Genomic DNA, 22,703 nt, shown 5'->3' on the forward strand with positions numbered 1-22,703 from the left:
GACCGCAGGCGAATTTCCCGTTTCCCAGGTTCTGTGATCACGCGCGTGGATGTGTGTGAATGACGTTGCCGACCACGACGCGGTCAGGAGGCGTTTTTCATCCACCTAAGGGTCGGGCTGCTTGCTGGCTTTTGCTGGTTGTCACTTGCAAATATCCGGACCTAGAGAAATCCCGCGGCCGATACACTTCGTTTTGCCAGCTTTGCAGCGCATTGCATGCGCCTTCAAATTGAGAGTGAGGTGCAACTTCGTATGAAAAGTTGCACCTCACATGTCACGCAGTCGTGCGCCCAATTCGTCTTAGGCGGGAGCACAAGGCAGATTTACGATCCCGGGGGCCGAATGCCTCAGACGGGTCAGTTCATGTACCAGCCATGGCTGACAACGAGTGATTGCCCGGTGAGCGCATTTGTCGGGAAGGCTGCGAAGACGTGAGCCACTTCTGCCACGTCCTCGATCGTGGTGAACTCCTGGTCGACCGTATCGCCCAGCATGACGCGGTTGACGACTTCCTCTTCGGAAATGCCAAGATCCTTCGCCTGCTCGGGGATCTGTTTTTCCACCAGAGGTGTCTTCACGAAGCCGGGGCAGATCACATTGGCGCGCACGCCGTGTTCCGCACCTTCCTTCGAGATCACCCGGGCAAGGCCCAGAAGTCCGTGCTTGGCCGTGACATAAGCGGATTTCAGCGGCGAGGCTTCCTTGGAATGGACCGAGCCCATGAAGATGATCGAGCCCGATCCTGCCTTGTACATGTACGGCAGGCAGGCCTTTGTCGTCAGGAAAGCCCCGTCAAGATGAATTGACAGGAGTTTCTTCCACTCGTTGAAAGGGAATTTCTCCATCGGATGCACGATCTGCACACCGGCGTTGGAGACCAGCACATCGATCTGGCCCCATTCTTTCACGACCTTTTCGACGCCGGCGTTGACTTGTGCCTCGTCGGTCACGTTCATCTCGACCGCGATCGCCTTGCCGGGGCCTTGAGCGTTCAATTCGTCCGCGGTCTTCTGCGCCGCGTCGAGGTTCAAATCGGCAATGGCGACCTTCGCGCCATCGGCAATATAGCGTTTGGCGATGCCCTGGCCGATACCACTGGCAGCACCGGTAACGATGCAGACTTTATCCTTGAGGTTCATGACGAATTTCCTTCTTTTTCAAATAAGCGTTTCAGGCGAGATAGTCGTGGACGACGTCGCCCAGACCGAGCGTCAGGTCGGTCACCAGATGTACTGCCGAGACCACTTCGAGCACCGGCAGGTCGGCGACGGGAGCAAGCGCGTGGTGGAACAGTTCCAGCCGCGCCGGGCCTTCCCAGGCACCCTTCAGGGTCACGTCGGTCGTGTAGTAGCGGACCAGCTCGCAGATCCGCGGTGTGCAATCCACATGCGGAACGATCTTCAGCAGAAAGTTCGGGCCTTCCAGTGATTTAAGAACCTTGGCATGATCCAGTTCCCGATGCTTGTAGCCCATCGTGCCGGTCGCCACGCGGATGCCACCCATGTCGAGCGTGCCGATGAGCGTGTCCTTGTTCACGGAGAGCGAGGGATCGGCGAGTTTCTTCGGAAAGCCCCAGATTTCGCGTCCGCCTGCGATGGGGGCCTCGTCGTTGAGATACATCGAATGCGAATAGCCCCCAGCAACACCATTGAGGGTAACCGGGATGACCTGGCCGCTTTCGGTGTAGTCGCCAAAGCCCGTGGAATCCGGCATGCGAATGAACTCGTATTTCACCAGCGGTTCGGGGATTTCCAGCGGTTCCGGTACGAGGCGGCGCAGCACCTCGGGGTCGGTACGATACGTGATGGTGAAGAATTCACGGTTTACGAACTTGTAGGGGCCTTTCGGATAGGAAGGGTTGGTGAGTGGCATTGAAAATGCGTTTTTGGCGACGTCTTCCGCTTTCATTTTCTTTTCCTTCATGAGTTCCTGGAACCCAGGTCAAAGACCTGCAGTCCATCCTTGCCGATCTCGCGGCTTTTCCATTTTCTGTGTGCAAGCGTTCGCTTCACGTCATCGACGCCGGCAGCCCAATGCTCCGTCATCGATAGCCGCGAGAATTCGTAATCCTTGGAATTGCTCTCAAACCCTTCCTTGCGGTGGATGAGATGCACCAGCGTGATCGGGCAGGCCGGGCTGGCATTTCGCAGAAGGGCAAGATCGGGGTCCGACTGCATGTCCTTCGGCAGCTTCTCCATCAGTCGCTCAGCTGCGGCACGCAGATCGTGAAGATGCCGGAACCTGTCGGTCGTCAACCGGGTGCGGCTGGAAAAGCGGATGTCCTTTTCGCGCTGCTGCACATCGGCAATGTCGGCAGGCACGTCGCCCTTCGCGTTGAAAAGGTCGATCTGAAAAATGCAGAGCGTGTCGGCCCCGGCGTTTTCCATCACGTATTGCAGAGGTGTGTTCGACACCAAACCGCCATCCCAGTAGAAACGCCCATCGATCTCGACCGGTGGAAATCCCGGCGGCAGCGCACCGCTGGCCATGATGTGCCGCAGATCGAGGCGCATCTTCTCGCTGTCGAAATAGATGAAGTTGCCGGTTTCGATGTCGGTGGCGCCAACACTCAGCCGAGGCCCTTCTTCGTTGAGGTAATCGAGATCGATCAGCTCGCCAAGCGTGCCTTCCAGCGGCGTGGTATCGTAGAAACTGAGGGCTGGATCGGACGAAAAGGGCCACAGAGCCATAGGCACGCGGGGCCTGAAGAAACCGGGCACGCCAGCAATCGTTACCTCAGCTGCAGCCAGTTCCGAAAAGGTCCGGCGTGACTTCGTGCCCCACGAGAAAGGCTTCACGGTCAGGTCCGATGTCACTTCTTCCCAGAAGGCCCGGAGCCGTTCCATGCGCAGTTCGACCGGATTTCCGCAAATGATTGCTGCGTTGATTGCACCAATGGAAATCCCTGCAACCCAGTCCGGCGCAAAACTGCTCTCGCTCAGCGTCTGGTAGGCACCTGCCTGGTAGGCGCCGAGAGCGCCGCCACCTTGCAGCACCAGCAGGTTTTGCTCTGCCTTTGGCATCTACAGTCTCCTTGATCGATGTATCGTTGAGACAGAGATAGGATGCTGGCCGGGCATGGCCTTTGCTCGAATCTTACAATCGCGACAACTTCACCGAATGCGCCATTGAACCCTTCTTTTCACGGTGGAGCGGCATCCGTGATTACGGCCATGGAGCGCGACGTCTGAAACGACTTGAACACGCCCCTGTTGTTTTCAATAAGTCGGTGTCGCAGCGTCTGCTTTCCCAACTGCTCTTGGAACAGAAGCGCTGCGTTGACCGACCGCTCGTTTGGGCGCGTAGAAGCACACGTCGACTTCCGCGCCGGGTTGGCGAAACAATCTGGAAGGCGGAGAACGCGCAAGGGCGCCTTGAAAATACGCGAAGGACGGCCCGACGTCCGCAGATGCGTCGTTCGGGCCGTCCTCACAGGATCTCGTGCCGAGGATCCATCATGTGCATGCTGAGAGCGAGCTGTTCGAAGAGCGGATTGTCTCGTGTGGCAGGCTCTCAAGACTTGCGTTTTTCTGGCTCAGCTTTTCGACTGTTGGTGTGTTGTTAACACCCGACCTTGAACCGGTTGCGCAATCGCTGTTTTCATTTCTCCCATGCCTTGTCGGGACGATGAAAGATCAGGGTCAGGATCACAGAGGATGCCGCCAGTGCCGACATGAGCATGAAGGCCTCGGCGAAATTACCGCTTTCCCCGACGATCCAGCCGGTCAGCGCCGGGGCGCTGAAACCAGCTATCGCAAAGCCGAAATCCATGATGCCAAGCGCGGTGGCTGACCGGTCGCGTGCCACGTCGATATTGACGGCGTAAAATGCGGCGTTTGCACCCATGGACGAGGCAACAGCTATGGTGATCAGGATGAGTGCAACCGTCAGATTGTCTGTGAAGGCGACCGGCAGGATCACGATCGCTGCAAGGGCCTGACTGCCCGCGATCAACCAACTCCGCGCAATCCGCAGCTTTCCGGTGCGTTTCAAAAGGGTATCGGACAGGTTACCGAGCAGGACCAGCACCACGGCAGCAGCAAGCCAGGGAGCAACCGAGAACCAGCCGACGCTTGTGATCGACAGATTGAAAGTCCGCTCCAGGTAGCCCGGCAACCATGTCATGAAGAAGAACAGGAAGTATCCGAAAACGAAGAAGGCCCAGTAGTTTGCCAGAAGCGTGGGATCCGTCAGCAATCTGGCCCAGCTTGTGTGACCCTGTGTCGAGCCGGCGGTTTTGGTTGCATCTTCATGTGCGGTGTCCTCGATTGCCGCGATTTCGGCCGGGTTCACGTGCTTGCTGTCTCTGGGGTCGTCGCGAAACAGGAACCACCACAGCGGCAACCAGAGGATGCTGACGGCACCCAGCAAGAGAAACATCTCGCGCCATCCGGTGATCTCCGTGAGATAGGAGACAATCGGTGCGCCGATAGCGAGCGAGACGGGCACCGCGACCAGCGAATAGGCAAGCGCGCTTCCGCGCTCCTGCCGGGACAACCATTTCGCAATGGCACCTGTCTGACCGGGGAACATCGGCCCTTCGGCCAGACCGAGTGTTGCGCGGGCCACCAGGATCAGAAGAAAACTGCCGACCACGCCGACGAATGCGGTTGACGCCGCCCAGGCGACCACCGAGACGGCCAGCACAATGCGCGCCCCGAAGCGGTCGACCAAGATACCGCCCAGCAGGGTTGTCACGGCATATCCGATCCCGAAGGCACCAAGTATCAGCCCTTGCTGAGCATCGCTGAGGTTCAGCTCCTTCGACATGGGGCCGATCGCATAAGAGATCGCCGAACGGTCGATGTAATTGATGAGGATGATGGCAGCGAGCATCGCCACAACGATCCAGCGGAATCTGGTTGCTGTATCCGAAGTGGCGGAGTGTTTGGTTTGAAACGTCATGTATCCCTCCCAGTTTGAAAGGGAACATCGGGTATGCAATTGAACCGTCTCTGACGCAAACTTTACAAACGTGTCAACTACAGCTACAGACGTCGGTCCCTCCGCCACCCACAGACGAAGGGACCCGGCAGCGTCCACACCCTGATGCGGGACTTGCCTATTTGTATCCGAGGTTGATCAACTGAACCCTTCGATTGACAGCAGCGTCCGGATTTGAGGGGTCGCGAAGCTGTTCTTCGCCAAGGCCGACGGCAAACAGGTATTCTGCGGGCACCTGAAAGGTTGTTACGAGCGCGTCACGAACGGCATTCGCCCGCTTGATCGAGAGCTCGAGATTGTATTGCCGGGTCCCCTTGGCGTCGGTGTGCCCCACGATGAAGAAAGTCTGCCCTTGCAAATAAGGCGTGTGGAGCGCATCGGCGATCAATCCCACAGTCTCGTATGAGCCAGGTGCGATGGTTGCGGAGTCGAAGTGAAACGTGATTTCAAGATTGAACTGACGCAGCGATGCCAGCTTTTCCGCGAGCGGTAACTGCTGAGGCGAATTCGCTCCAGGGTATTTTTCAATGTTTTCAATCGCTGCCTTTTGCAATTCGTCGGCGCTGATATTTACCTCATTTTGTGCCCCTTGCAGGGAGTTGATAATTTCGTTGCGGCTCAGTTTGGTTTGCGAAAGCGACCCGGATGCACAGGCGATGACGGCGACGGCGGCGGTGATGCTGCCCAGAAAAATCTTGCTCATTGAAAAATCTCCTCGGCGGAATGTTACCGGTAGCCGGCCAGATCGATGGCCTCATTGCATTTTGCGCTGACGGACGGCTTTGCCTTGAGAAGGCAACGCAGCATGTGACCCGCGCCCGGCTTCACACCCTTGCAGTATTGAGCCATGTCTCGATTGCAGATTTTGGCGACCTCAGACTGGGCGGCCAGTCTTGCCGCAATCAAACCGACCACAACCTGCCGGTCAGCATTGCATTTTTGTGAGACCCTGGACTGGTTCTTTTCCAGACAGTTTGTAATGCCGCTATTGGCAAGAGAGGCAGACTGACAATAGGCCTTGATGTCCTTGCCGCAACTGGCCGCCAGGATCTTGATCGCATCTGCAAACCCTACGGTCTGCGCAGAAGCCAGCGATACTGACATCACCAAGAAAACTGTACTGGCCGAAACACGTAGAAACTTCATGATAGTCATCCCCTAGATCGTGACGCCTTTTTGCACTCTGTCGATTCAGGCCCATTAGCCGGCTCAGGCGTTCCTTGACCAACCGATCGGAGAGGCGGGATTTCCAGCGTCTCGACGCCGGAATGTGTGTGTTTGCCCCCAGGTGACAATCCGGGACATGCACGTTTCGCTATGGAAACCGCGCAATCTCAAGGCCCCTGAACAAGTGCCCTCCCAAGACTGCCAGTTTCCGGGCAGTCTTGGGTTTCAGGCAAACAGTTGCTCAATGGCCAGATCACCAGGTGTTATTCGATGTCACCCATTTGCATGGCCTGATTGATCAATTCCTGGCACTTCGCCTCGTCGCCCTTCTTTTTTTCCTCATTGGCTTCGTCAAGAAGTGCGCGCATCTGCTCTGCGGTCGTTTCGGCAATTCCGTTTTCCTGGGCTTTGAAAACGGCAGCTTCCACCTTGTCGATATCCGTCGAACAGTCTGCCAAAGCGCTCATGGGTGCGGCCATCAAGACGCCCATGACCATGATCACCTTTGACACGGAACTCAGATGCTTAGTCATACTTCCATCCTCCTCTCGAACATTGGTTTTGCCCTTGGGGCTTTACGGCTCGGTGGAAATCACGTCTGCGTCTCCGATGCGGCGCTGTCAGGTCAAACACAATCGCGACCCGGGACACAAGGGAAGTAAACAGAAGAATTCCCATCGAGATCAAGTCAGATGAATACGGTATAATACTTACCAAATATCCATAAGACTTATTTATAGAAACATGAATGTTTGAGCATTTCAACCTTAATCTACATATTTTGTAGATTTTGTTCAAGTAAGCGACCTATTCATTCTGATAAATGTTAATATTTGCGATTTACCTGAAGTAAATCGCTCAATTGTTTTAGTATTTCACAAGAGGTCAAATCAGAACCGGGTCCGCGGTCCGGAAATGTCCTCCTGACTTCATTTATGGGTCCACACCCTAAGGCTCACGAACAGCTCATGTCTCGTTGTTTCGGTGTCGAACGTGCGGGACCTGCCTTTTTGAACGGCCTGGCCGCGGCGAGACAATTTGTCGGGGAGCCCAGGATCACAGAGGAAGCGAGAGCGCCCCTCCTCACCAGCATGTGACGCCAACCGCGCACCGTCTGACGGCGCGCCGTGTTACACGCCGGCCCACACCAGCGTAGGACAGCGGTGTCAACGGACGTCCGATAATGTCTATGAACATGGACCCGGGTTGATCTGTCGAAACCGGATCACCCTCGAGGATCGTCATCTTGTAGGTGAATTCGTCGCCTGCAATTGTCGGTTTTTCCAGCAATTCGACAACGACATCGTGCGCGTCGTTGCCGTCCAGGACGGACAGCATGGCGTTGGGTGGATCTGCCGTGAATGAGTCTTTTCCGGCATCCCAGGCCTTGAGATACTCCTCATTGGACAGATGCCCGGCATGACGCACCGGACGGTCGCAGAAAAAGGAAATGAGCGGGCTCACTCCTTTCAGCGTAATGGTGGTGTCCGTCATTTCGACTGCCTTCGCCGTCTGCACAAAAAGCGTTTCGCATTCAGGTTGTTGCGCTTGTGCGTGCGACGCCCACAGTGCGGTAACCAGAACGCTGGCAACGCCTAATGTTTGTTTGAAGATGCTCGAGCTCATGAAAGGTTCCTTCGTGGTTCGGTATGGCGTCAACCGACAGGATGTGTGATGGGGCCACTGCGATCAATTTTCATCCTGCCGCGCGATCGGGGGGGGGGGCGAAATAAGGGCTTCCTGGTTCTGGTGACCAAAGCCAGGAGGCTTGGATGCCGGTACGGCCCGGGTCGGGAATGCAGTCCTAGTTTGTTTTGACGACGGCAGGCGGTGTCCAAGAGCCATCGAGAATTGTGGGACTGTCCGGTTGAGGCCAGTACATGCGCAGCATCAGAATAAAGTTGCCTTTGGGCGCTGGCAGCCAGTTGGCCTGTTTGTCTTTGCCAGGCGACTCGTTCTGAAAATACAGCGTCAGCGACCCGTCGGCATTTTTGATAAGGTCATTGCGCGGGCTCACTGTAAATTTGTTCAGCTCGTTCGGCGTGAACCACCACCCCTTGTTGATCTCGTACATGGTGATCGACCAGAAGCCTTTGACCGGAGGCTCCTCGCTCTTGGCAAAGGTTACCGTGTACCGGTTTGCACCGTTCAGCAGGGCTCCGGTGCTGTCGGTTCCGGTATTGGGATAAACCGCATCCTCCTGGCGGTTGGCCGGCCATCCGAAGGCGGCGACCACCGCCCTTTTCAGATAATCGGTGCCGTATGCACCCAGACCTTTGGTAATGATCCAGCCATTGACGGTTTTCCCGAGGACCTTCCGGTTTGCCTCGATCTTTGCGAGGGCGTCCTTCGGCACGGTTTCCAAAGCCGCTCGCGTTGCGGCATCAAGTGCGCCCGGATCGAAATCCTTGCAAGGTTCGATGCCAATCTCTTTCATCCTCGTGAGGATGGCCTCGTCGTCCTTGGCTGGAGGGGCGACCTTGCACATCAAGGTTGCCATCCTGTCGAAATAGCCTTCGACGCCCATGTCCAGGATCACGGCCTGCGGCTTGTCCGTCATCGAGAACGGCGGCGGCGTTTGCACCGGTGGCGCTTTGGGGGTGTAGTCAGTTCCCCAGGCCGACAGCGGTGTGATCTTCAGCTGCGCCTGAAGCGCGTTGACCGCCTTGTAGTCTTCTTCAGTGCCTGTCGAATAGATGCGGCCGAGCACGGTCATGTAATCGGTGGCGATGGAAATATGCTCCACGCCTTCCGGCACGGTTCCCTTCCAGTTTGGACCGGTGAAGAGGATGTTTCGCGCTTCTCCACCGAGCGTCCTGATGCCAGGCGAGTTCGCCAGATCATGCATCCAGAGATCAACCACTTCGAACAGGAAGTACCGGTCGCCCATGGCAGGATAGCTGAACACCTGAGGTTCGGACAGATCCAGCCAGCCCAGGGAATAGAGTGTGTCCGCGTTCGGAGCAGAAACGCCGCGATAGTCTGCCGGCGGATATCGCGGCACGTTTATCCATTGGCCCAGGGGCGCCTTCATCGCTTCCAGGTCCGTCTGGTCGACATTGGACATCTGGACGCGGGTCACCTCGGTGGTCATGAGGGAATAGCCGTAGATGTAGGCGTCCATTGCGATGGACCTGGCATCCTTAGTTGTCAGCGCGTGAGCAGGTGTGCCCGCAACGACTGCCGCGACTAGGGACGAAGACAACAGTTTCCTGCGTGCGAGCATTCTGTTTATGCATTCAAACACGAGAGCTCTCCTGTGTGGCGTTCGCGCAGAAGCGGCAGCGGCAAAACGCGCTGCTGTCCGGCTTCGTGCTCAAGGAATAGAAATTGAGGGCACCCTTCGCCGCGGCGGTGTTGGCTTCATCCAGCGTCAACACCTGTTTTGAAGCTGTTGTCGTTGGTGCCGCGACCGTCGCTTGCGCTAAAATCTTGCGGGTCGCATTCAGTGCAAACATTCCAACAACAAGCATGACGCCCCCTGAATTTGACTTATCGAATTGCAACCTTGTTCACTGGCTGAATTGGACTGTTTTCCGCTGACCAGTGAGCTTCTTCCTCAAGAAGGCGAGCCTGCTCCGTTGAGCATCTCTTCGATCTCCAGGACGAGTTCGCTCACCAGTTTTCCGTATTCATTTGCCCTTGATCCATGCGGGGCATTTTCTGGTGTGCCGGACCATCTTGCGAAAGCAGCTTCTGCATCCGCGAGGTCTGCGCACATCCCACGAAACGTCTCGTTGTTTTGAGCAAGCCGTCTCAGTTCTTCGTGTCGAAGCGGAAAGCGTCGCAGTGCAGCCTCCAGCCCCTTGTCCATCTCCTCCGAGCCTCTCAGCCAGCCAATCGCCAAAAGTGACCTTAGGTAGAATTTCTGATGGGCAGCACGTAACGGAGGGTAGACTACATAGAGGTTACGGATAGAAACGCGGAGGTTTTTGCTACCATTCCGGGTGGCGATGTCGCGTAAGCTCCTGATGGCGTTGGTTTGGTTCCAAACCGTCAGGAAGTGCTGTCAGATGCTGGAAGCCGCCAGGCCCTCTATCCGGAAAGTTTGAGCAGGTCTCGAAAAGTTACTGGCGAGGCCGGATTTCAATGGCCCGTCTTCGGTTTTGGGCCACACCCTAAAGCGGACGCTTTTGCGCAATTGCTGTGCCTGGACGAGTCTTTTCGCCTCCGGTCGACGAAATTAACAGGAAAATCAGAACAACAAGATGCAACACCAGTGCGGCCGGACGAGGCTGCTCGCGTTCATCCGGTTCTTTACTTCGCAGCGCATACAACTTGATTCCGCGACGTCGGTTGCCCTCACAGCTTCACGTTGATTGTGACAGGGCATCCTGAAGCCAGAAGTTTGATGGGGCGGTCTTGTCTCATCAGGCTTTCTCAAGCGGTTCGCGCCCTTGCACGCATGCGTCCCGCCGGACATACATTTTCCAGAAGCTTCTTTTCAAACAAGGCCTTGCACAGACTGAGAAGCAGGCTTCAGTTCAAACCTGTCTCCCCAACCTGCCGTCTCAGTTTGCCGCCTCCACGGCAGTTGAAAACCGAGAGGATCAAGATGAATTTCAAGATAATCGCTGCCGCGGCGCTGTTCCTGGCAAGTGCCGGGTCTGCCGTGGCATCCCAGGCCTTTACAACCGATATGGCCGTGCGCGAAGAAATCTACCCCTTTCCAACACAGACCCTTTCCGATGAACAGTTTCTGACCGGGGCCGAGGGTAAGGCTGAGCAGATTGGCGGCATTCTGCGCCTTCCGCAGGGCAAGGGCCCCTTCCCCGCCGTCGTGCTCATGCACGGCTCAAGCGGCATCGGCGCGAACATCGAACCCTGGGTTCGCCAGCTGAACGCCAGGGGCATTGCAACCTTCACCATAGATTCCCTGACGGGCCGAGGTTTCAAGAAGCTTGGTGACAAGCAGGCAGCCCTCGGGCGGCTAAACTACATCGTGGACATCTACGGTGCTCTCGACATCCTGGCACACCACGATGCCATCGATGCGAAACGTATCGGTCTGCTCGGCTTCTCCCGGGGTGGCCAGGCGGCTCTCTACGCCAGCGTCTCCAGGTTCAACGATCTCTGGAACAAATCGGATGCCCGGTTTGCAACCTATGTTCCGTTCTATCCCAACTGCGTGTCTATCTATAGGCAAGACGAAAAGCTTGAAGCCGGTCCCGTCCGGATCTTCCACGGCGGTGAGGACGACTACAATCCGGCCGGTGTCTGTGAAAAATACACCGAGCGACTGAAGGAAGCCGGAGCTGACATCGAATTGACGGTTTATCCAGAAGGAGAACACGGATTTGATGTCCCGACCCTTTTCGGAAAATCGATTCAGCTCAAGACCGCGCAAACGGCAAGGGACTGCAAGATCGAGGAAGGCGAGAACGGAATTCTCATGAACGGCGAGACCGGCAAGCCTTTCACCTATCAGGACCAGTGCGTTGTGCTTGGACCCCATGTTGGTGGAAGTGCCGCAGCGGCTGAAGCATCTTACGACGCAGTTCTTGCTCATTTCGTAAAAACGTTCGGTTTGAACTGACCCTGGGTCATCACATTCACGACGCCCGCTCAACCAGCGGGCGTTTTTTGTCCGACAAAAAGAAAATCAATCTGGTCGACCTCCTACCAGATGAATTTAAGCTCGAACGCGAACACTTTGTAATCCTGAATTTACTCATCATTAAATTGCAAGGGAGTAATTAACGGCAAAATACCAATTACTTAGGTCAATAGACATGCTCAATCGCATTGGTCTCGGCGTCAAGTTCTGGCTCCCGGTCATCACTCTAACCGTACTCTCAATCATCGTAGCTGGCGTTAGTCTGTCGGCATTGAATACTGCCTTGCTCAATGAGCGGATCAACAAGACACAATCCCTAGTTGATATGGCGCTGTCCGCCTCGCAGTTCTATCACGAGAAGGAACTCTCGGGCGAAATGTCCAAGGAGGAGGCCCAAGATCGTGCGAAGGAACTGATCGGTTCCCTTCGCTACGATGGAGACGGCTACGTCTTTGCCTATGCGCTTGATGGTACACGGCTGATCGCAAGCAATCCAAAGCTGGTCGGTAAAAACGGTTTGGACAGCAAAGACGCGAACGGCAAGTATCAGATCCGCGAAATGATCGAGGCTGCGAAGGCAGGCGGCGGCAGCGTGGATTACATGGTGGCTCGGTTGGGTGGCGATGAGCTCCTTCAGAAGATCTCCTGGGCGCAGACCTATGAACCCTGGGGATGGGTATTCGGCACGGGGCTCTATGTAACCGACGTTCAGGAAACCTTCTGGAACAATGCAATGCAGCTGATCGCAATCATTCTCGTCGGTGGTGCTATTGCAGTTCTGATCGCCTACGCCACAATCCGGAATGTTGCCCGTCCGCTGAAGGCGCTGACCGAGAACATGCGCGAGTTGCACGAGGGCAATACGGACATCACCGTCGACGAAACGGACCGGGCCGATGAAATCGGTGACATGGCCAAGGCAATGGGAGCCTTCGTCCGCAACGAACGGAGCCGGAAGGAGCTTGCCGCAGGCGACGCCGAGCGGCGCAAGCTGGATGTGGAGCGTGCGCACAACATTCAGAACCTGTCGGGTGCATTCGAGACCCAGGTTCATGAGATGCTCGAAATGATCACCACGTCGGTGACGGAACTGAAGGCAGCCTCCACACAGTTGAGCCAGGGTGCGGAACATACCTCTGAACGAAGCCGTTTCGTCGAGACTGCAGCCGCCAATGCATCGCACAACGTGGAAACCGTTTCCGCAGCAGCAGAAGAGCTGTCTGCCTCGGTCAATGAAATCAACCGCCAGGTCGTCATCTCCGCCGAAGTGGCGTCCCGTGCGGCAACCCAGGCCGGCACGACCAACGAGCGTGTTCGCGGCCTGTCGGAAGCAGCAAGCCGCATCGGCGATGTGGTGAACCTCATCCAGGCAATCGCGGAGCAGACCAATCTGCTTGCGTTGAATGCCACGATCGAGGCAGCGCGGGCCGGAGAGGCCGGCAGGGGCTTTGCAGTGGTTGCTGCCGAAGTGAAGGAACTGGCCACTCAGACCTCCAAGGCAACGGAAGATATCTCGACGCAGATCTCCAGCATTCAGACGGAAACGGGTGCAGCGGTCTCCGCGATCAATGAGATCACTGAAACCGTCGCAAAGATCAACGAGATCACATCGACCATCTCCGCTGCCGTTGAACAGCAGGGCGCGGCAACAGCCGAGATTGCCCGCAATGTGCAGGAGGCCGCAGAAGGGACCAACAATGTGTCCCTGAACATCACTGAGGTTTCCCAGGCGGCAGAACAGACCAACCAGACCTCGACGGCCGTGTCGTCGGCAGCACAGTCTCTGGATCAGCAGGCAACGGGTCTGAGACAGCGGGTCGCGGACTATATCGACGGGGTCAAGACAAACAGCGTCGAAGCTGCCTGAAGAGCCGGATAAACCGCAAAAAGATCAAGAACCCGCCAAGGCTGCCTTGGCGGGTTTTTTGTTCCCCATGCCAACCGCTTTCCCGGCCATTAAACGTGCATCATTTCAATGTTGGATTTTAATGCCGTCGAGTTGGGGGCCGAGACCCCAACTCCGGCTGCGACGCAACTTTTTGCCTTTTTCAAACGTTCATCACCTGAGGACGCGATTGCCGGCCGCTCGCAGGCCTGAGCCGGCGCGGCACGAACAGCGGCTCTCCGGAGCTGGCTGACCTTGCACCGCAGACAGCGTCTCGCCATTGAACCGGCCGGAAGCGTCCTGACTCAGGTCTGGATCTTCGCGGCGAAAAAGGAAGGTTTCCCATGCGCCCAGGCACAGCCAGGCACTCGCCCAGCCAGTCGCAGCCAAAGGATCTCGCGCCGCAGACGGCAGCACGTCACCAGACACCGTCTGCCCCTTCTCCAAAACCAGGAGAACGAACCCCCTCAGGAGACGTTTCGAGCGTTTCCTTCAACGTCAACGGCGAAGAGCACACGCTCACCCTCGACAACCGCACCACACTGCTCGACGCGCTTCGTGAGAACCTGAAAATCACAGGTCCCAAGAAAGGGTGCGATCACGGCCAGTGCGGCGCCTGCACGGTTTCAGTCAACGGTCGTAGGATCAACGCCTGTCTCAGCCTCGCGGTGATGCATGAGGGCGACGACGTCACGACCATCGAAGGAATTGGAACTCCGGACAAGCTGGACCCGATGCAGCAGGCCTTCATCGATCATGACGGTTTCCAGTGCGGCTACTGCACCCCCGGTCAGATCTGCTCCGCCAAAGCCGTGCTGGAGGAAATCCGCGCAGGTATACCGAGCCATGTCACCGCCGATCTGACATCGAGGATCAAAATAACGGAAGACGAAATTCGCGAGCGCATGTCCGGTAACATCTGCCGCTGCGGCGCCTACGCCAACATGCTCGTGGCCATTACCGAGATCGCGGAGGCCGAGGCATGAGAAGTTTTTCCTACGAACGCGCAACCGATCCGGTAACAGCTGCCGCGCGTGCCGCCGAAGTGCCGGGCGCAATGTTCATCGCAGGGGGAACCAACCTGCTCGACCTGATGAAGCTGGAAATAGAGACGCCGTTTCACCTCATCGACGTGAACGGCACCGGTCTCGACAGCATCCAGGAAACCGATGACGGAGGTCTGCGGATCGGAGCGCTGGTTTCCAACACCGATCTTGCCGACCATGACAGGGTTCGCCGGGACTACCCCGTTCTGACACGGGCTCTTGTGGCGGGAGCTTCCGGCCAGTTGCGCAACAAGGCGACAACCGGCGGCAATCTCCTGCAGCGCACCCGCTGTCCCTATTTCTACGACACGGCCCTGCCCTGCAACAAGCGTTCTCCGGGCGCAGGGTGCGCAGCCCTGTCACCTTCCGGCCACTCCCGTCAGCTGGGCGTCATCGGCACATCCGATGCCTGTATCGCCCAAAATCCATCCGATATGGCCGTCGCCCTGCGCGTTCTGGACGCAACTGTCGAGACCCTTACGCCGGAAGGGGACATTCGCCTCATCCCGCTCCAGGACTTTCACTGCCTGCCCGGGACGACGCCCGACAGGGAAACGGTTCTCAAGGACGGCGAACTGATTACCGCAGTGCTTCTTCCGGCGCCGGTCGGCGGCCGGCAGGCCTATCACAAGGTACGCGACCGGGCCTCCTATGCGTTTGCCCTGGTGTCTGTTGCCCTTGTCCGGCATCCGGACGGGACCGGCCGCGTCGCGCTTGGCGGCGTCGCCCCCAAGCCATGGCGCCGCCCGGACGCAGATGCCGCCCTCCCCGAAGGGGCCAAGGCTGTCATGGAATGCCTTCTCGAGGGGGCTCGGCCGACGAAAGAAAATGCATTCAAGCTCAAGTTGGCGGAACGCACGCTCGCCGCGATGCTGGCCGAGGAGTAATCCCATGAAGTTCGAAAACACCGCCACAGACACTTTCTTCGACACCACCGCGGTTCTGGGAAAGGCCCACACCCGTATCGACGGCCCGTTGAAGGTTTCGGGTCAGGCGCCCTACGCCTACGAGCGCCACGACGTTGTTGGTGGTCAGCTGGTTGGCTATCCGTTGGGCGCAACCATCGCCCGTGGGCGGATTGTCTCGATCGACGCGGAGGCCGCACGCGCTGCGCCCGGCGTTACCGCCATTGTCACGACGCTTGAAATCGATCCGCTCGGCATTTCTTCTTTCAACGACGTGCGTCTTTTCGGTGGTGACGCGATCCAGCACTATCATCAGGCAATTGCAGTTGTGGTCGCCGACACCCTGGAACATGCGCGCCACGCAGCGAACATGATCGAAGTGACCTACGAGGAAGAAAGCGGCCTCTTCGATATGGAAGAGGCCTGGAAAGGGCGCGATACGTCCGGCGATCCGGATTCGGAAACGGGAAACGTGGACGCCGGCTTCGCGGATGCAAGCGTCACGCTCGACGCGACCTACCGTACGCCGGTCCAATCCCACGCCATGATGGAACCCCATGCCTCCGTCGTCGACTGGTCCGACGGCGAGCGGATGACCGTGTGGACTTCCAACCAGATGATCGCGTGGAATCGAAAGTCGCTGGCCCAGACCTTCGATATCGACCCGGAGAAGATCCGGGTGGAAAGCCCCTACGTCGGAGGTGGCTTTGGCGCCAAGCTCTTCCTGCGCTCGGATGCGGTGCTTGCGGCCATCGGCTCTCGCGCTGCTGGCCGGCCGGTAAAACTCGCCCTGCCCCGTCCGTTTGTCTTCAACAACACAACCCATCGGCCGGCCACAATCCAGCGCATCAGGCTTGCGGCAGAACGCGATGGCCGGCTGACCTGCATCGAGCACGAAGGTGCATCCCATAGAACGCCGCACGGCAGCAGCGAGGAAAACCCGGTAAGCCAGACGGAAGTCTTCTATGCGGCCGCCAATCGACGGGTAAAACACCACGAGCTGAAAATCCACCTGCCGGAAAGCTCGTCCATGCGTGCGCCCGGGGAAGCCTCGGGGTTGATGGCCCTCGAAATCGCAATGGACGAAATGGCCGATAAACTCGGCATGGATCCGGTCGAATTCCGCATTCTCAACGACACCCAGGTCGATCCGCAGAACCCGGACATTCCATTCTCCGACCGTCATTTTGTCGACTGCCTGCGCGTTGGCGCGGAGACATTCGGCTGGAACTCGCGAAACCGGTCACCGGGAAGCACCCGCGATGGCATGTGGCTGATCGGACACGGCGTTGCCGGCGCTTATCGCGGCGCCCCGACGCTGAAATCCGGCGCGCGCGTCCGCCTGAAAAAGGGGCGGCTGATTGTCGAAACGGACATGACCGACATCGGCACCGGGTCCTATACGATAATTGCGCAAACGGCCGCCGAGATGATGGGGCTCACCGCAGACACTGTTGACGTCCGACTGGGCAACAGCGATTTCCCCGTCTCTTCCGGATCGGGAGGGCAATTCGGAGCCGCCAGTTCCACCGCCGGCGTTTACGCGGCCTGCCTGGCCTTGCGGAACAAGATTGCAGAGGAACTCGGCAGCGATGACCTGCGGTTCGAGGATGGACGGGTCATTGCCGGCAACAAGGCTTTCCCCCTGGCAGACCTTTTCGATGGCAAGGAAGTCTGCGCGGAAGACAGCATGGACTTCGGCGACAGCCAGAAGAAGTTCAAGATTGCGACCTTTGCCGCGCATTTTGTCGAAGTTGGTGTTCATGCAGCAACCGGTACGGTGCGCGTGCGCCGAATGCTCGCGGTCTGCGATGCCGGACGCATCCTGAATCCGGTCACGGCCCGTAGCCAGGTGATCGGCGGAATGACCATGGCCCTCGGTGCAGCCCTTTCAGAGGAGTTGCTCGTGGACACAAGCAGAGGATACCTCGTCAATCACGATCTTGCGGGGTACGAAGTCCCTGTTCATGCCGATGTGCCGCAGCAGGACGTCATCTTTCTCGACACGGAAGATCCGGAGATCTCTCCGCTCAAGGCCAAGGGCGTCGGTGAGCTTGGAATTTGCGGCGTCGCGGCGGCAATTGCCAACGCGGTCCATAACGCGACCGGGATCCGCATTCGCGACTACCCCGTCACACTGGACAAGCTGATCGGGGAACTGCCGGAAATCTGATCGCAAAACTCATTGTTTCGACGCCACGTTGACGCAACGTTTCCGGATCGCCCGCTCGTGATCCCCCTTCATGCTGACGCCGAGCCTCCAGGCTCTGGCGCCGGCTTAGCGTCGGCGCATTCAGAACCTTGCCTCTTCTGCGGATACTCCCAACAGAATCGGAGAATTCTTCGACGCCAGGAAATTCGGGCGGCTATTCGATGTTTTCGAACACCATGATTGAAAGCCTTTGGCCTCTACGGATTTCAATCAAGTCTTCTGGTCCGCGCCGAGCAGGCCAGTATTTCGCGTATCCAATCGCACGTAATTCACCTGCGAACCCGCTTGTCGAAAGGCTTCGGAGACGGAACCAGAGTTGGAGCGGTTGCACCACCCTGGAACTGCGCTTAAAGCGCCAGTCCGCCTGCAGCAAAGGTTCAGTTCTCGCCCGTCAGACCTTCGCTCGATCGCTAACGAGCGGCTACTTTCAGCTTCAGGTCTACTGAATGTCCGACGTAAGGCGCATCGCAGCGGCCCGGATCAACCGCAACGAATGTCGGCTCCGAGCCGGTCAATACTTTCGATATGGGGTCGTGCACTGTCAAATTACGGCCCAGAGTTGACGTTTGACCGTTACGTGGTGAAGGCTCGAAAGGCGCGCATTCCTGACGTGATGAACCAAGGGAAATCTAACTGCATTTCAAGGGACCAAAATACTGTGAGCAAAGAAAAGCAGAGGAAAGGCCAGAAACACCATTACATTCCGCAGTTTTATTTGCGCTGTTGGCTGGGAAAAGATCATAAACTGGAAGAATTTGGACGAGTGCCACCTAGCAACCAAATAAGGTCACGGCGAAGGGGGACGAAGTCGACCGGTTATGAATACGACCTATATACAATTCCAGGGGTAACCGAGAAAACGAAACAGAAAATCGAGAGTGTTTTCATGAGTACGGTCGATACTACGGCCGCAGCCGCTCGTGATTTGCTTTTACAAGGGATCATTCCCGAAGGACAAGAGAGGATTGCCTGGGCACGCTTCATATTGTCAATGGGGATGCGCGCACCAGAGGAGATCAAGAACTTCAAAGCTAATTTCCTAACCCTTTGGAAGTCTCCCAGCGAAAAAATCCAAAAGGAATATGACAGCCTAAAAAAGCCCGGATGGCCGGATACCCTGGAAGGGTATTTTTTGGCGGAAGACCCAACGACTCCTGAGCGGCAAGCCCTCCTGATTGCCACCAAGTTAATACAAAACGAGAATGTAATTCGGCTACTTATGGGTGCCAAGTGGTCAGTACTCGATACGAGCTTCATCAAAAGGCCTTTGATGACCTCCGACCACCCTTTAGTGATGACCAATGGTCTAGGACGTCCCGATGGGCACTTTGCTATGCCAATTAGTCCGCGACACCTTTTTATCGCATTTATGAAGACTGATTTTAAAGCCAAGTTCGAAAGTATGCCGGTGGGCAAAATCGTCCGGCTATCAAATCAAGCTATCATTGGACAGGCGCGGAAGAATGTTTATGGAATCGATGGCGCAAATATTTCCGAAGTACGACGGCTGATGGGAAAGCGTGAATACCCAAGCCTTATACCCGAGCTAACAAAGGAGCGTAAAGTTTAAAGGCCAACTTGCGATATTCGCCAATAACAAGGTTAAGCCTATCAGTACCCATAGCTCAGAACTTCAGAAAAAAAGTTGTTATTCTGTAAAACCTGTAGGCCGCTTTGCAGCCTGCTGTAACCCGGCTACCGCAATATATCATCAACAGCCATTGGCAGCAGCGCCTCCGCGCCAAGGGCTGACCTTTGAGCAAGTTCTGCTCCCGGCCTCATTTTGCTCGCTCGCGCGAAAGCTGCGAACTTCCGCTCCCCGCCCATTTTTCCAGTTCAGGAATCGGTAGCAAATTTCTCAAAGGTCTCGCTCAGTGGGCCTTGCCGGTGACGCAGACAACGCATGCGGGGCGAAAGGCCGATAGGACGGACCGCACCGCGGCGTACAGCTTTTTTGATGGACGACCGCTCAGGGCCGGTGTTGCCGCCCGCCCCTTCGTCATATCTCCAAACCTTCAGAATTCGTTATCGCGTGTTCGAGCTCACCCCAGGTGGTTCGGCCTCGAATTCGGGGCCAACCGGCTGTTTCTATTGAGGATCGTTTCCAAGGGTTTGTTTCAACAGGTGAATGGCGTCGAGGATGTCCGCCTTGATCGCAACGCCCAGTGCTTCGGAATCCTCTCGTCGAATGGCTTCCAGCGTCATCTGGTGCTTGTCGACCATGCGGGTCGTTTCGTTCATGTCATAAACGCTTCGCATGAACGGGCCGAACTGCATCCAAATGCTTTCCAGCAGAGCGACAAGGACTTCCGACCCCCCTGCCCGGTACAATTCGAAGTGAAATTGGTAGTTTTCCCGCATGTAGGTGTCCGCATCCTTGGCTCCGTAGCTTTGGTTCATGCGGGAATCGCTGGCTTCCATTGCGGCAATCGTCTCAGACGTCACATAGGGAAGCGCCCGACGTGCGCAAAGCGGCTCCAGGTGCAGCCGCGCCTGCATAAGCTCCTCGAACCGGTCGCGTGTGAGTTCGGGAATGCCGACCCGGCCGTTGCGACGCACTTCCAGTGCACGCTCGCCTCCTAGCCTTGTAATCGCCTCGCGGACAGGCATCAGGCCAACGTCCATGCTCTTGCTGAGGCCCCGGAGACTAACGCTCGTGCCGGGAGAAAAGCGGCCCGAAATAAGCTGCTCGCGAAGCGCCTGATAAACCTGCTGCTGTTGCGTCGATAGCTCTCGCATTGTTTCCCATACCTTCAAGACACTGCGCTGAAACCACTTGCAACATGCCTTGTTTCGGGCGCGCTTTCTGCCTGTGCGCGCGACATGACTGAAGCTCAGGCAAGTTGGACCTTGCGTTCCTGCAGAATGTTTCCACCATCGACGACCAACACTGCGCCATTCACGTAACTCGCGTCGGCAGAGGCCAGAAAGGCAGCGGCGGCAGCGACTTCATCCGGTGTGCCGGCGCGTCCGGGTGGCGTGTGCCGCGCAGCGATCCGCTCGTCCTCGGTGGACGCCCCGGTCTCGATCCAGCCGGGGGCGACTGCATTCACGGTCAGGCCGCACGGCGCAACTTCAAGCGCCAGGGCATGGGTGAGCCCCACCATGCCTGCCTTTGCCGCCGAGTAGGCAGCTTCACCCGGATTGGAAACGAATGGTCCGGTAACGGAGGCGATATTCACGATGCGCCCGCGCCGCCGTTCGGTCATTGAGACCAGAAATGCGCGCGTGACCAGAAAAGCCGTCTTGAGCGTAACATCCATTCCAGCGTCCCAATCAGCCTCGCTCAGCGCCTGAAAATCGCGTTGCACGGCTGGCACCGCCACGGACCCCATGCCTGCATTGTTGATGAGAATATCAACTGGGCCAACAATGTCCCGCATCCGCAGAACTTCATCTGCTTTGGTGAGATCCGCGACATGGGATGTGACGCTGAAGCCTTGCGCACGCAGCTCTTCCGCGCGCTGGTGGATCCGATCGCTCGCGCCTGTGATGAATACAGTCAGGCCTTTCTGTGCAAGTTTGCGGGCAATCGCAAAGCCTATGCCATCGGGGCTTCCTGCTCCGGTTACCAAAGCCGTGCGAAAGTCGTCTTCGCGTGTCGTCATATGACATCGCCATAATAGGCAAATTCTTCGTCTGTTACCTCCGAGGCAAAGAAACTGTGTTCAACACGCTTGAGCGCAATGAAGACAGAGGCCATGCGTTCACCGAGCGCATCCTTAAGAAAGTCGGATCGATCAGCAAAATCGATTGCTTCCCGCCAGTCGCGAGGCAGTGACGTTTCAGGAGCGTCGCTATAGGTGGTTGCTTCTGCGTCCGGCTCGATCTGGGTTTCGATCCCCCGGTAGATCCCTGCAAGGACGGTCGCAGCAACCAGATAAGGGTTGGCGTCGACACCAGGTGAGCGATGTTCAAGGTGGCGGTTGGCCGGATTGCCGGCCGGCACCCTGATGGCAACGCTGCGGTTGTTGCGACCCCATGTCGGAGAGGTCGGCGCGTAGCTGTTGCGAGTAAAGCGACGCCAGGAATTCAGATTGGGGGCAAAGACCAGCATCGACTCCGCCATTGTTTCCTGCAAGCCACCGATGGCGTGGCGCAGCAAAGGCGCGAGATCGTTTTGCTCGTCGGCAAACAGATTGCGACCCGACGGGTCTGCAAGACTGGCATGAAGATGCATGCCGGAACCGGAGCGATGGGCGAATGGCTTGGCCATAAAGTTGGCGCGCATACCGTGCCGGATCGCGAGACCGCGAACCAGCCGCTTGAGCATCACGAGATCGTCTGCCGCCCGCAGACCCTGGGCCTGATGGCGGAGCGTGAGTTCAAACTGGCCTGGCGCATATTCCGAGATGATTGTTTCCACAGGCAGATTTTGGGCTGCGGCGGCGTTGTAGAGCGCATCGATAAACGGCTCGAACTGATCCAGCATGGCAACGCTGTAGACGTGGTTGCCCTGTGCTGCTTTTCCCGAAAGTGGCAGGCGGGCCGCCTCTGGTTTGCCAGCGCCATTTTTTTCAGCGTCAAGAAGATAGAATTCCAGTTCGAAAGCCAGCACCGGGACCATGTCTCTGGTGGCAAAACGCTCGATCTGGCGCACCAGAGCCTGACGGGGATCAGCCCCCATGGGAGAGCCGTCGAGTTCGTACAGCATGACGCGAACTTCACCGCGTTCGGGTGACGTCCAGGGCAATGTTACAAGTGAACCGGAAATCGGCCAGGCAACTCTGTCGGCGTCTCCATCGTCCCAGGTCAAACCGGTTTCATCGACATCCGCACCGGTTACATCGAGCCCGAGAATTGAGCCGGGCAGATGCCGACCGGAACGGAACAATGGCAAGAGTTCATGACGGCGAATGATCTTGCCGCGTGCCACCCCGTTTGGATCGATGAGAACCAGGTCGAAGGCTGCGATTTCCGGGTGCTGTTCCAGAAAGGTTTCGGCTTCCTCGACAGGGGCCGCATTTTGTGGACGTGTTCCGGCCAT

At 57.2% G+C, this 22,703-nt stretch carries 20 protein-coding genes; 6 read left to right on the forward strand and 14 right to left on the reverse strand.

Annotation, left to right across the window (positions count from 1 at the left end):
* Nucleotides 1-356: 356 nt before the first annotated feature.
* The 11 genes from AC2A6O_RS15715 to AC2A6O_RS15765 form a co-directional block, all read right to left on the reverse strand.
* Nucleotides 357-1,139: a 3-hydroxybutyrate dehydrogenase gene (locus AC2A6O_RS15715; protein WP_148587665.1), complete on the reverse strand. Its 783-nt coding sequence runs from the start codon at nt 1,137-1,139 to the stop codon at nt 357-359.
* A 31-nt stretch (nt 1,140-1,170) separates the two neighbouring features.
* Nucleotides 1,171-1,908, reverse strand: coding sequence for an acetoacetate decarboxylase (locus AC2A6O_RS15720; protein ID WP_148587664.1), 738 nt, complete (start codon nt 1,906-1,908; stop codon nt 1,171-1,173).
* 11 nt (nt 1,909-1,919) lie between these two features.
* Nucleotides 1,920-3,023: a DUF3734 domain-containing protein gene (locus AC2A6O_RS15725; protein WP_148587663.1), complete on the reverse strand. Its 1,104-nt coding sequence runs from the start codon at nt 3,021-3,023 to the stop codon at nt 1,920-1,922.
* Nucleotides 3,024-3,600: 577 nt separating this feature from the next.
* Nucleotides 3,601-4,905, reverse strand: coding sequence for an MFS transporter (locus AC2A6O_RS15730; RefSeq protein ID WP_498928424.1), 1,305 nt, complete (start codon nt 4,903-4,905; stop codon nt 3,601-3,603).
* Between the two features lie 157 nt (nt 4,906-5,062).
* Nucleotides 5,063-5,647: an OmpA family protein gene (locus AC2A6O_RS15735; protein ID WP_498928426.1), complete on the reverse strand. Its 585-nt coding sequence runs from the start codon at nt 5,645-5,647 to the stop codon at nt 5,063-5,065.
* 23 nt (nt 5,648-5,670) lie between these two features.
* Nucleotides 5,671-6,090, reverse strand: a complete 420-nt coding sequence (locus AC2A6O_RS15740) for a hypothetical protein (protein WP_498928428.1) — start codon at nt 6,088-6,090, stop codon at nt 5,671-5,673.
* Nucleotides 6,091-6,374: 284 nt separating this feature from the next.
* Nucleotides 6,375-6,644, reverse strand: coding sequence for a PA2433 domain-containing protein (locus AC2A6O_RS15745; protein ID WP_148587660.1), 270 nt, complete (start codon nt 6,642-6,644; stop codon nt 6,375-6,377).
* 550 nt (nt 6,645-7,194) lie between these two features.
* Nucleotides 7,195-7,737: a hypothetical protein gene (locus AC2A6O_RS15750; RefSeq protein ID WP_498928431.1), complete on the reverse strand. Its 543-nt coding sequence runs from the start codon at nt 7,735-7,737 to the stop codon at nt 7,195-7,197.
* Between the two features lie 178 nt (nt 7,738-7,915).
* Nucleotides 7,916-9,316, reverse strand: a complete 1,401-nt coding sequence (locus AC2A6O_RS15755; RefSeq protein ID WP_498928433.1) for a DUF1254 domain-containing protein — start codon at nt 9,314-9,316, stop codon at nt 7,916-7,918.
* A 34-nt stretch (nt 9,317-9,350) separates the two neighbouring features.
* A complete protein-coding gene (locus AC2A6O_RS15760; protein WP_498928435.1) occupies nt 9,351-9,584 on the reverse strand; it encodes a hypothetical protein in 234 nt (77 codons plus the stop codon).
* Between the two features lie 86 nt (nt 9,585-9,670).
* A complete protein-coding gene (locus AC2A6O_RS15765) occupies nt 9,671-9,925 on the reverse strand; it encodes a hypothetical protein (RefSeq protein ID WP_498928437.1) in 255 nt (84 codons plus the stop codon).
* A 741-nt stretch (nt 9,926-10,666) separates the two neighbouring features.
* Between AC2A6O_RS15765 and AC2A6O_RS15770 the strand changes: the two genes are divergently transcribed.
* The 6 genes from AC2A6O_RS15770 to AC2A6O_RS15795 all read left to right on the forward strand — a co-directional run bounded on the left by AC2A6O_RS15770 (nt 10,667) and on the right by AC2A6O_RS15795 (nt 19,286).
* A complete protein-coding gene (locus AC2A6O_RS15770; protein WP_498928439.1) occupies nt 10,667-11,647 on the forward strand; it encodes a dienelactone hydrolase family protein in 981 nt (326 codons plus the stop codon).
* Between the two features lie 196 nt (nt 11,648-11,843).
* Complete coding sequence (locus tag AC2A6O_RS15775; protein WP_498928441.1) at nt 11,844-13,535, forward strand: methyl-accepting chemotaxis protein; 1,692 nt, start codon at nt 11,844-11,846, stop codon at nt 13,533-13,535.
* A 362-nt stretch (nt 13,536-13,897) separates the two neighbouring features.
* Nucleotides 13,898-14,539: an aldehyde dehydrogenase iron-sulfur subunit PaoA gene (gene paoA / locus AC2A6O_RS15780; RefSeq protein ID WP_498928443.1), complete on the forward strand. Its 642-nt coding sequence runs from the start codon at nt 13,898-13,900 to the stop codon at nt 14,537-14,539.
* A complete protein-coding gene (locus tag AC2A6O_RS15785) occupies nt 14,536-15,486 on the forward strand; it encodes an FAD binding domain-containing protein (RefSeq protein WP_498928445.1) in 951 nt (316 codons plus the stop codon). Before paoA ends, AC2A6O_RS15785 begins: the two co-directional genes overlap by 4 nt.
* 4 nt (nt 15,487-15,490) lie before the next feature.
* Nucleotides 15,491-17,677, forward strand: a complete 2,187-nt coding sequence (gene paoC, locus AC2A6O_RS15790) for an aldehyde oxidoreductase molybdenum-binding subunit PaoC (protein ID WP_498928447.1) — start codon at nt 15,491-15,493, stop codon at nt 17,675-17,677.
* 652 nt (nt 17,678-18,329) lie between these two features.
* Nucleotides 18,330-19,286 (forward strand): DUF4238 domain-containing protein, encoded by a 957-nt coding sequence (locus tag AC2A6O_RS15795; RefSeq protein WP_498928740.1) that lies wholly within the window; start codon nt 18,330-18,332, stop codon nt 19,284-19,286.
* Nucleotides 19,287-19,804: 518 nt separating this feature from the next.
* On the opposite strand, the gene AC2A6O_RS15800 is transcribed toward AC2A6O_RS15795, so the two are convergent.
* The 3 genes from AC2A6O_RS15800 to AC2A6O_RS15810 form a co-directional block, all read right to left on the reverse strand.
* A complete protein-coding gene (locus tag AC2A6O_RS15800; protein WP_148587651.1) occupies nt 19,805-20,455 on the reverse strand; it encodes a GntR family transcriptional regulator in 651 nt (216 codons plus the stop codon).
* Between the two features lie 95 nt (nt 20,456-20,550).
* Nucleotides 20,551-21,324, reverse strand: a complete 774-nt coding sequence (locus AC2A6O_RS15805) for an SDR family NAD(P)-dependent oxidoreductase (protein WP_498928449.1) — start codon at nt 21,322-21,324, stop codon at nt 20,551-20,553.
* Nucleotides 21,321-22,703 carry a glutamine synthetase family protein gene (locus tag AC2A6O_RS15810; RefSeq protein WP_498928451.1) on the reverse strand — a complete coding sequence of 461 codons (1,383 nt, stop codon included), beginning with the start codon at nt 22,701-22,703 and terminating at the stop codon, nt 21,321-21,323. The genes AC2A6O_RS15805 and AC2A6O_RS15810 overlap by 4 nt, the downstream gene beginning before the upstream one ends.

The sequence above is a fragment of the Labrenzia sp. ATLA3 genome (genome assembly GCF_057180185.1).

Excerpts from the sequence above, each read along its gene's own strand:
- AC2A6O_RS15735 (WP_498928426.1), bottom strand. The coding sequence starts at position 5,647 with ATGAGCAAGATTTTTCTGGGCAGCATCACCGCCGCCGTCGCCGTCATC.
- AC2A6O_RS15805 (WP_498928449.1), bottom strand. The coding sequence starts at position 21,324 with ATGACGACACGCGAAGACGACTTTCGCACGGCTTTGGTAACCGGAGCA.
- AC2A6O_RS15715 (WP_148587665.1), bottom strand. The coding sequence starts at position 1,139 with ATGAACCTCAAGGATAAAGTCTGCATCGTTACCGGTGCTGCCAGTGGT.
- AC2A6O_RS15810 (WP_498928451.1), bottom strand. The coding sequence starts at position 22,703 with ATGGCCGGAACACGTCCACAAAATGCGGCCCCTGTCGAGGAAGCCGAA.
- AC2A6O_RS15770 (WP_498928439.1), top strand. The coding sequence starts at position 10,667 with ATGAATTTCAAGATAATCGCTGCCGCGGCGCTGTTCCTGGCAAGTGCC.
- AC2A6O_RS15750 (WP_498928431.1), bottom strand. The coding sequence starts at position 7,737 with ATGAGCTCGAGCATCTTCAAACAAACATTAGGCGTTGCCAGCGTTCTG.
- AC2A6O_RS15760 (WP_498928435.1), bottom strand. The coding sequence starts at position 9,584 with ATGCTTGTTGTTGGAATGTTTGCACTGAATGCGACCCGCAAGATTTTA.
- AC2A6O_RS15775 (WP_498928441.1), top strand. The coding sequence starts at position 11,844 with ATGCTCAATCGCATTGGTCTCGGCGTCAAGTTCTGGCTCCCGGTCATC.
- AC2A6O_RS15720 (WP_148587664.1), bottom strand. The coding sequence starts at position 1,908 with ATGAAAGCGGAAGACGTCGCCAAAAACGCATTTTCAATGCCACTCACC.
- AC2A6O_RS15795 (WP_498928740.1), top strand. The coding sequence starts at position 18,330 with ATGAACCAAGGGAAATCTAACTGCATTTCAAGGGACCAAAATACTGTG.
- AC2A6O_RS15725 (WP_148587663.1), bottom strand. The coding sequence starts at position 3,023 with ATGCCAAAGGCAGAGCAAAACCTGCTGGTGCTGCAAGGTGGCGGCGCT.
- AC2A6O_RS15740 (WP_498928428.1), bottom strand. The coding sequence starts at position 6,090 with ATGAAGTTTCTACGTGTTTCGGCCAGTACAGTTTTCTTGGTGATGTCA.
- AC2A6O_RS15745 (WP_148587660.1), bottom strand. The coding sequence starts at position 6,644 with ATGACTAAGCATCTGAGTTCCGTGTCAAAGGTGATCATGGTCATGGGC.
- AC2A6O_RS15800 (WP_148587651.1), bottom strand. The coding sequence starts at position 20,455 with ATGCGAGAGCTATCGACGCAACAGCAGCAGGTTTATCAGGCGCTTCGC.
- AC2A6O_RS15730 (WP_498928424.1), bottom strand. The coding sequence starts at position 4,905 with ATGACGTTTCAAACCAAACACTCCGCCACTTCGGATACAGCAACCAGA.
- AC2A6O_RS15785 (WP_498928445.1), top strand. The coding sequence starts at position 14,536 with ATGAGAAGTTTTTCCTACGAACGCGCAACCGATCCGGTAACAGCTGCC.
- paoC (WP_498928447.1), top strand. The coding sequence starts at position 15,491 with ATGAAGTTCGAAAACACCGCCACAGACACTTTCTTCGACACCACCGCG.
- AC2A6O_RS15765 (WP_498928437.1), bottom strand. The coding sequence starts at position 9,925 with ATGGACAAGGGGCTGGAGGCTGCACTGCGACGCTTTCCGCTTCGACAC.
- paoA (WP_498928443.1), top strand. The coding sequence starts at position 13,898 with ATGCGCCCAGGCACAGCCAGGCACTCGCCCAGCCAGTCGCAGCCAAAG.